Genomic DNA, 7,477 nt, shown 5'->3' with positions numbered 1-7,477 from the left:
CGGAGGAGAAGGACGAAGCTCAGATGGCCCGCGAGCAGGCCATGTTCGACTCGGGTCACCATGCCGGTGGCGCCGAGGAGATCGAGGGCATCATCCCGCAGATGCGGGCACAGCCGGGCATGCCGGTGCGTGGCGCGGTGCACCGTCGTCGCGAGCGGGTCCGCCAGATCATGCACACGCTCCCGCCGAGTGCACAGGAAGCGATCCTGGCGGACATCGATCAGGTCTCGGATCCGGAGACCGTCATGCCGGAAGGAGCCGGCTATGCCCAGTGAACGCTTGGGTCGCCATCTCGCCACCGTTTCGTCGGGTCGCGAGTACAAGGGCGAAACGAGGTGACCGGCAATGGCTTTACATCGTGTTGCCCTCACCGCGCTGAGCATCGTCGGCGTGTTCATGTCCACTTCGTCGGTGATCAGTCCGCCGCACAAGCCCGCATTGCTCGCAATGGGCGTGCCGGGTGCCGCGCGGTCGGCCGAGAGTGAGCAGATGGACTCCAGCCCGACCGTGGGACTTGTTCCAGCGGAGACGCTTCCACCGATCCGCCCGCACATGGCACCGGCCGCGGATCCGGCCGCGTTGATCTCGCGGCCGCCCGCGGCGGCCAGCGCGAACACCGCCGCCGCGACGAGCCAACCCAGCGTCCGTGGGATCCCGGAGATCGTTTTGGGCGCCTATCGCAATTCCGAGCTGAGTCTTGCTCGCTCCCAACCGGATTGCGGATTGCCTTGGAATCTGTTGGCGGGCATCGGGCGCATCGAGTCGGGGCATGCCGGTGGCGGCAATGTCGACGCTCATGGCACGACAGTGACTCCCATTCTCGGGCCCGCGCTCGATGGAACGCTGGCCGGCAACGAAGTGATCGCCGACGGGCGAGGTGGGTTCGTCCGAGCCGTCGGTCCCATGCAATTTCTGCCGGGCACCTGGGTACTCTGGGGCGCCGACGGTGACGGTGACGGCTATGCCGATCCGAACAATGTGTTCGACGCGGCCCTGGCCGCGGGCCGCTATCTGTGTGCGGGTGGAGCGAACCTGCGCGATCCGGACCAGCAATTGCCCGCCGTTCTGCGCTACAACAACTCGAGGTCCTACGCGTCGGATGTGCTGCGCTGGTCGGCGTCCTATGGCGGAGGCGGGGTAGTGGCACTCCCGTCGGCGATCCCGGCTCCGATTCCATTTCCACAACCCGACACGGATCAGCCGAATCCCGCCACGACCGAGCCCTCGCCGGAATCGGAGCACGAGACCCAGCCACAGCCCCGGACGGAATCCGAGCCCGACTCGCCGGCTCGACAACAGCCGATGATCGTCATTCCGGGGCTGCCGCCGATTCCCTGCGGCATCCTGTGCTCACCGTCCGCAGGGTAGCGGCTTGACCGCATGTACCAGCCTCAACTACGGTTTTAAATCTATATTAGAAGAAATTATATGAGAGCTGGGTTCGACGATGAACGCTGAAAGCGATGGCTCGACGTCTCCGTTGCCGGAGCACGAACGGGATGCGGCCCGACAGCTTGCGGGCGGCTTGTACGACGCGCTGGCTGCCGGGGATCGGGAACGGCTGGATGTTCTTCTCCATCCCCGGTTCGAGGGGCGGACCGCGGACGGGATGCCCTTCGAGCTCGGTGGCGTCTACCACGGGCCGGACGCGATGCGGCGCGACTTCTGGGGTCGCATCGCCAGGCACTACACGGCGCGGGCTGTTCCGGCGCAGTTCCATTGGCTCGATGACGGGCGTCTCGCGGTCATCGGCCGGTACACCGGTTACGCCCGGATCGGGAACGGTGACCTGGACGCGGAATTCATCCACCTTCTCACGTTCACGCAGGGCCGGATCAGCGGGCTCGTGCAACTCACCGACACCGAACGATGGTGCCGCGCCCTGACCCCGGACAGCGGCCTGCGCGCAGTCGAGTTCGCGGTGACGGACGGGATCGCCGTGCTGCGGCTCAACCGGTCCTACCAGCGCAATGCGATCGATCAGACGATGGCCGACGATCTGTACGAGGTCGCGCAACGTTGTGCAGCGCGTTCCGACCTGCGAGCTCTGGTGATCCTGGGGAACGGCAAGGCCTTCACCGTCGGCGGAGACATCACCGTCTTCGCCGACACCGAGCCGGAACAGCTGTCGACGACCCTGCGACGGATGGTGACGCCGTACCACGAGGCCCTCCGAATCTTCGGCGAGCTGCAGGCGCCGATCATCACCGCGGTGCACGGCTCGGTGGGCGGTGGCGGGCTCGGCCTGCTCTACAGCGCCGACGTCGCGCTGGCTGCGGAGGGAACGAAATTCGCGACGGGGTTCTCGGCACTGGGACTGTCCGGCGACGGTGGTACGTCCTGGTATCTTCCGCGCCTGGTCGGACTGCGCCGGGCGCAGGCGCTGTATCAGGGCCGCGTCCTGGACGCACGCGAAGCCCGCGAGTGGGGCTTGATCTCGGAGGTCGTCGACGCGGAAAAGCTCGAGGAGATCGCGCTGAACCGGGCAGAGACACTGGCGGCGGGACCGACGCGTGCCTACGCGGAAGTCCGTGCCCTGCTCCGGAATTCCGAGTCCTCGACGCTGTCCGAACAGTTAGCGGCCGAGATCGACGCGTTGGCTCGCACCGGCGCGACAGTGGATGCTGCCCGAGCGGTGCGTAGCTTCATCACGAAATCCAAGCCCACTTTCGAGGGCCGGTGACATGACCGGGACGGAGGTGGCACGGGCCGAACAGCTTCGGTGCTGGCTGTCGGAACGCACCGAGGTGAACGGTTCGCTGCGAATCGAACGAGTCGGCTTCGGGCAGTCGAACATCACGAGCCTGATCAGCGATGAGGCGGGTGCCGCCTGGGTGCTGCGCGAGCCGCCGCCGGGTAACCACGACCCGAGTGCGCACAATGTGTTGCGCGAAGCGCGGATCCTGAATGCACTGGCCGACAACGGAATTCCGCTCCCGACCGTGATCGGGACGGATGAGGCGGGTCCCTTCTATGTCATGACCCGAATGGCAGGTGCGCCGCTGGAGAAGGAATCGGATGCGGTGAAGCTGAGTCCGGCACAGCGGTTTCAGCTCGGACGACAGGTGATCGAGGTGTTCGTGCGCCTGCACTCCCTCGAGCCGGTGGCCGTGGGGCTGGGTGACCTCGGGCCCGACACCGAATTTCTGCCGCGGCAGATCCGGCGGGCGGTCGGAAGCTGGTCGCAGTGGGGTGAACAGAGCTCGCACGACCGGATCTGGCAGTATGTGCGGTCATTGCTCGAGGCCGAGGCGCCGCGGCAGCAGCGGTCGGTGATCACCCACGGCGACTATCGACTGTCGAACCTGCTCGTCGAGTCCGGCAGGATCACCGCCGTGCTCGACTGGGAACTGGCGACGCTGGGCGATCCGCTGGCGGACCTGGCCTGGCTGCTCGACGACTGGCGCGGTCCCGGCGAACCGCAGATCATCATGCCCAGCCCGACCCGGGCCGGCGGCTTTCCGAACCGCGATGAGCTCATCGACATGTATTGCGCGGCAACCGGTCTCAATGCCGACTCGATCGGCTACTACCGTGCCTTCTCACACTGGCGGGCGGCGACGCTGCTGCAGGGTGTGCTGCTGCGCCGTCGAGCGGGAGCCATGGGTGACCACGGTGCACTCGACCTCGCCGAACTGGACACCACCATCGGCTACCTGCTCGAGGAGGCGGCCGTGTTCATCCATGGAGCCCATCACGGTAGCCGACGCGCGACCCGAGGAGGCCAGCAGTGAAGCCGGAAGACGACTACACGCACCCGGTCGGCAGCGAGCCCAACTTCAATGAATCCATGTACTTCCATTTCCACTCCCCGGGAAATCGGATCAGCGGATTCGTCAGATTGGCCAACCGTCCCAACGAGGGACGTGGCGAGCGGACGGTGTGCCTCTATCTCCCGGATGGGAGACTCGCCTTCGGATTCGCGCGGCCCGAGGCGACGACGAACGAGACGATGTTGGGGGCTGGTCTCGAATTCCGCGTCGTGGAGCCGTTTGCCATGCTCGGCGCCACCTTCGATGGGGCGGTGAATCTTCTCGACACTCCCGAAATACTGTCCGAACCACACAAACTCGCGGGTATGCCGGTGGTCGATTGCGCCGTGAAGCTGACCTTCACCCGGCTCTGCGATCCCTACGCGGAGAACTTCGACGGCGATGGTCCGGCGTTCGCGCCCAACCATTACGAGCAGATCATGGCCGTCGCGGGAACGATCACCCTGGACGGCAACCTGTTCGAGATCGCCGGCGCCGGATTGCGCGATCACTCGTGGGGCCCACGATCGTGGCAAGCGCCGTGGTTCTATCGGTGGCTGCACGGCTCGGGCCCCCGGTTCGGGTTCATGGGCGCCTACTTCGGAGCCGAAAACGGGGAGCCACTGACGGGCGGATTCGTCTGGGATGGGATCGAAGTGCACCGCTGCATCGGTGTCCGGGTCAGCACGGAACGGGATGAGACGCACACGCCGCGCCGCATTCTCGTGGAACTTGTTGCCGCTGAGGGTCGGAGCTGGCGCATGATCGGCGACGTCGGAGCCACCGTGCCGCTGCGACACCGCAAAATTGACGACTCGGGGGCCGAGCAGATCACCCGAATCCTCGAGAACCAGATTCGCTGGATCGCCGACGACGGCCTGGAATTGTTCGGTATGGCCGAGTATCTGGACCAGATCGTGAACGATGCCCCGGTGGGACTCGGTGTCTGAGGTTCCGTTCATGACCGCCGTGCAGGCGACGGACCTGACGGGTCCGTCGGCCTTACGCGTTTCATCGCTGCCGGTGCCCGTCACTCGCGACAAGGTCATCGTGGCCGTCCGCGCGGTGGGCGTCAACTTCCCCGATCTGCTGATGACATGCGGGCAATACCAGCTGCGCGTCTCGCCGCCGTTCGTGCCGGGTGTAGAGGTGTCCGGCGTCGTGGTCTCCGCGCCGGTCGGCACCGCGCTGTCCCCGGGCGACGAAGTCGTGGCCTTCTGCCCGGAACTGGGCGGCTACGGGGAGTTCGTTGCTGTCGCGCCCGAGATGGTTGCTGCCAAACCCCGGGCGCTCGATTTCGGTGAGCCGCCGCGCTGCCGGCGAACTTCCAGACGGTGCACTTCGCGATGACCCGGCGTGCGGCTGTCCGTCCCGGGCAGAGCGTTCTCATTCTCGGTGCGGCCGGGGGAATCGGAACCGCTGCGATCCAGATCGCGAAGGCGCTGGGCGCCACCGTGATCGCGGTGGCGCGCCGGGAAGGCGTCGCACAGCGACTCACAGCGCTGGGGGCGGACCATGTGGTTCGGCTCGTGCCCGGATGGGCCCTGCGGGTTCGCGATCTCACCGATGGGGTGGGCGTGGATCACGTGCTGGATCCTGTCGGGGGAGCGGCATTCGATGACGCGGTTCGCGTACTGGCCGGCGAGGGGACTCTGCTGGTCGTCGGCTTCCTTCGGGCGAAGGTATTCCCGCGATCAAGGTCAATCGGCCACTGCTGCGCAATATCTCGGTCACCGGCGTGGCGTGGGGGGGAGTACCTGCGTTCTCGCCCTGCGGCTTTCGTGGAGACCATGGCCGCCCTGAGTGACTTGGCCGAATCCGGACTCCGGCCCTATGTGAGCGCGCGCTACGCGCTGGCCGACGCGGGTGCCGCGCTTACCGCCCTCGAACAGGGGTCGATCGTCGGCAAAGCAGTCATCGAATTGCCTACGTCTACATGGTGAGCCTGATCGCCCTCTATGTCGCGTACTTCCTTGTGATGGCTGGTACGGCCATGGCGGTGGGCGTGCTGTCGCGTCGGCAGGAGCGGCACAACAAAAAACCCTAGCCGCCCCTGCCGTTTCCGCCGTCGCGATCAAATGGCCGACAGGACCATGGCAGCCACACCGAAGGTAGCCACCCAGCCTTGGAACACGCGCCGCAGGACGAGCGGTGCCGATCGTAACTCCATGAATTCCGATCCGATGAAATATGCCTTCACGAAGGCGATGGCCACCGCGGCGGCAGACGCGAACTTGACGCTGATCGAGGCGAGAGGATGGTCCGCGCCGAACCACCAGGTTATGCACGTTGCGGCGACAAGGCCGATCCAGACCCATGTCGCCCTGCGCGGGATATCGACTGCCTTCATGAATAACACCCCACGTAGAGAAGCGTGAAGATGACGACCCACAGCAGATCGACCATGTGCCAGTACACGGCGGCGATCTCTGAGAACCGGGTGGCGGTGGTTCCGGCTTTGCCATCGGTGCACTTCCGGCACCAGAGCGTCACGAGGATCGCGCCGATCAACACATGCAGGAGATGAATCCCGGTCAGGATGAAGTAGAACGTCCAGAACATATTGCTCGTGACCACGTGCCCGGAGGTGATCGCGGCGCTGTACTCGACGGCCTTCAATGCCGCGAACACCATGGCGCACCCGAGAACTCCGATCAGCACGACACGTGCGTGTGCCATCGAGCCTCGTCGGTACGCGTGCAGCGCGACGACCACCAGGTAGGAACTCAGCAGCAATACCAGCGTATTGACGGCGCCGATCGATCGGTGCAGATGCGCCGCTGATTCGGCGAAGGCGATCCGGTCGCGCCGGTTCTCCCACAGGAAGACAGCGAAGAAGAGACCGAACAGGGTCATGTCGCCGAGGATGAATACCCACAAACCCAGCTCGCCCGGCGCGTCGCTGGGGTCGGGCTTCGCCTGGTCGACGGCTTCCGGGTCCGAGCCGATTTCGTCCCAGACGAACGCCGGCAGCTCTATGGCGTCGAAAGATCCCGACGCTGTCATGCCGTTACCGGTGCCGGCGCGCCGAGAGCTTCGTCGAGCGTGGAATTCGCCTGTCGAACAGCGAAGTACATACCGACGAGGAATGCGCCGTACGCGCCGAGGGCAAGCCAGAACACGAAGACGCCGTTCCAGGCGAAGGGGCCCGAAAGGAAGAAGTACGCGAGCACGTCGGGAACGAATGCGAAGGCGACCCACAGGTTGAGGTACCCGCTCCAGCGCGGGAAGATGCCGTGCTTGTCGTTCAGCACCGCGGTGCCGATCACGAGGTTCTGAATGATGAACGGCATGATGGGGGTGAACAGGATCATCCAGGTCACATCGTTCAGCAGCTGCAAGGTGTGCGGATCCCGATCGGTTCGAAATGCCATGAGCGCGAACAGCATCTGCGGAACCAGGTTGATGATGACGGTGACCGCGGCGGCGATCAGCTGAACGAAGGTCAGCAGGGGCGTGCGGCCCTCCATGCGCAGCATGTGCATGGAGATGAGCCCGAACATCGGGAGCATCAGCACCACGCCCACCGAGGCCATGACAAAGCCGATCATCACCCGGGTCGGGTCCTCGGTGTAGAAGCGCACGACCTCGTCGGTGGAAGCCGACGGGCTCAGCGGGAGCGGCAGCAGGCCCGCGATCGTCCAGCCGATGAGCGTGACTACGAGCGCCGCTGGTCCACCCAGTGCGCAGAGATTCCTGACTCGAGCGTTCATCGGGGCATCCTT

At 65.4% G+C, this 7,477-nt stretch carries 9 protein-coding genes and 1 pseudogene; 7 read left to right on the top strand and 3 right to left on the bottom strand.

Going from position 1 to position 7,477, the window contains the following annotated elements:
- The 7 genes and pseudogenes from ON33_RS34115 to ON33_RS42600 form a co-directional block, all read left to right on the top strand.
- A pseudogene (locus ON33_RS34115) lies at positions 1-275 on the top strand (ABC transporter ATP-binding protein); the annotation flags it as partial.
- A 70-nt stretch (positions 276-345) separates the two neighbouring features.
- Complete coding sequence (locus ON33_RS42010; protein ID WP_040863254.1) at positions 346-1,368, top strand: lytic transglycosylase domain-containing protein; 1,023 nt, start codon at positions 346-348, stop codon at positions 1,366-1,368.
- A gap of 79 nt (positions 1,369-1,447) precedes the next feature.
- Positions 1,448-2,683 carry an enoyl-CoA hydratase-related protein gene (locus tag ON33_RS34105; RefSeq protein WP_083869506.1) on the top strand — a complete coding sequence of 412 codons (1,236 nt, stop codon included), beginning with the start codon at positions 1,448-1,450 and terminating at the stop codon, positions 2,681-2,683.
- Between the two features lies 1 nt (position 2,684).
- On the top strand, positions 2,685-3,734 hold the full coding sequence (locus ON33_RS34100; RefSeq protein ID WP_063711133.1) for a phosphotransferase family protein: 1,050 nt from the start codon (positions 2,685-2,687) through the stop codon (positions 3,732-3,734).
- Positions 3,731-4,702 carry a DUF7064 domain-containing protein gene (locus ON33_RS34095; RefSeq protein ID WP_040863252.1) on the top strand — a complete coding sequence of 324 codons (972 nt, stop codon included), beginning with the start codon at positions 3,731-3,733 and terminating at the stop codon, positions 4,700-4,702. The genes ON33_RS34100 and ON33_RS34095 overlap by 4 nt, the downstream gene beginning before the upstream one ends.
- Before the next feature lie 10 nt (positions 4,703-4,712).
- Positions 4,713-5,102, top strand: coding sequence for an alcohol dehydrogenase catalytic domain-containing protein (locus ON33_RS42605; protein WP_174391595.1), 390 nt, complete (start codon positions 4,713-4,715; stop codon positions 5,100-5,102).
- Positions 5,099-5,695 carry a zinc-binding dehydrogenase gene (locus ON33_RS42600; protein WP_174391594.1) on the top strand — a complete coding sequence of 199 codons (597 nt, stop codon included), beginning with the start codon at positions 5,099-5,101 and terminating at the stop codon, positions 5,693-5,695. The genes ON33_RS42605 and ON33_RS42600 overlap by 4 nt, the downstream gene beginning before the upstream one ends.
- A 131-nt stretch (positions 5,696-5,826) precedes the next feature.
- On the opposite strand, the gene ON33_RS34085 is transcribed toward ON33_RS42600, so the two are convergent.
- From ON33_RS34085 to ON33_RS34075, 3 genes are read right to left on the bottom strand one after another with little or no spacing between them, the layout of a single operon-like run.
- Positions 5,827-6,102, bottom strand: a complete 276-nt coding sequence (locus tag ON33_RS34085; RefSeq protein ID WP_040863251.1) for a cytochrome C oxidase subunit IV family protein — start codon at positions 6,100-6,102, stop codon at positions 5,827-5,829.
- Entirely contained in the window at positions 6,099-6,758 is a 660-nt protein-coding gene (locus tag ON33_RS34080) for a cytochrome c oxidase subunit 3 (RefSeq protein WP_051153316.1), read from the bottom strand. The genes ON33_RS34085 and ON33_RS34080 overlap by 4 nt, the downstream gene beginning before the upstream one ends.
- Positions 6,755-7,465, bottom strand: coding sequence for a hypothetical protein (locus tag ON33_RS34075; RefSeq protein ID WP_245551048.1), 711 nt, complete (start codon positions 7,463-7,465; stop codon positions 6,755-6,757). Before ON33_RS34075 ends, ON33_RS34080 begins: the two co-directional genes overlap by 4 nt.
- Positions 7,466-7,477 lie beyond the last annotated feature (12 nt).

Origin of the sequence: Nocardia niigatensis NBRC 100131 (assembly GCF_000308655.1) — a bacterium.
GTDB classification, from domain to species: Bacteria; Actinomycetota; Actinomycetes; order Mycobacteriales; family Mycobacteriaceae; genus Nocardia; species Nocardia niigatensis.
This window is presented reverse-complemented; position numbering and strand designations above follow the sequence as displayed.

What these genes read in the sequence shown, in the direction of transcription:
- ON33_RS42010 (WP_040863254.1), top strand. Translation starts at nt 346, where the DNA reads ATGGCTTTACATCGTGTTGCCCTCACCGCGCTGAGCATCGTCGGCGTG.
- ON33_RS34105 (WP_083869506.1), top strand. Translation starts at nt 1,448, where the DNA reads ATGAACGCTGAAAGCGATGGCTCGACGTCTCCGTTGCCGGAGCACGAA.
- ON33_RS34100 (WP_063711133.1), top strand. Translation starts at nt 2,685, where the DNA reads ATGACCGGGACGGAGGTGGCACGGGCCGAACAGCTTCGGTGCTGGCTG.
- ON33_RS42605 (WP_174391595.1), top strand. Translation starts at nt 4,713, where the DNA reads ATGACCGCCGTGCAGGCGACGGACCTGACGGGTCCGTCGGCCTTACGC.
- ON33_RS42600 (WP_174391594.1), top strand. Translation starts at nt 5,099, where the DNA reads ATGACCCGGCGTGCGGCTGTCCGTCCCGGGCAGAGCGTTCTCATTCTC.
- ON33_RS34085 (WP_040863251.1), bottom strand. Translation starts at nt 6,102, where the DNA reads ATGAAGGCAGTCGATATCCCGCGCAGGGCGACATGGGTCTGGATCGGC.
- ON33_RS34080 (WP_051153316.1), bottom strand. Translation starts at nt 6,758, where the DNA reads ATGACAGCGTCGGGATCTTTCGACGCCATAGAGCTGCCGGCGTTCGTC.
- ON33_RS34075 (WP_245551048.1), bottom strand. Translation starts at nt 7,465, where the DNA reads ATGAACGCTCGAGTCAGGAATCTCTGCGCACTGGGTGGACCAGCGGCG.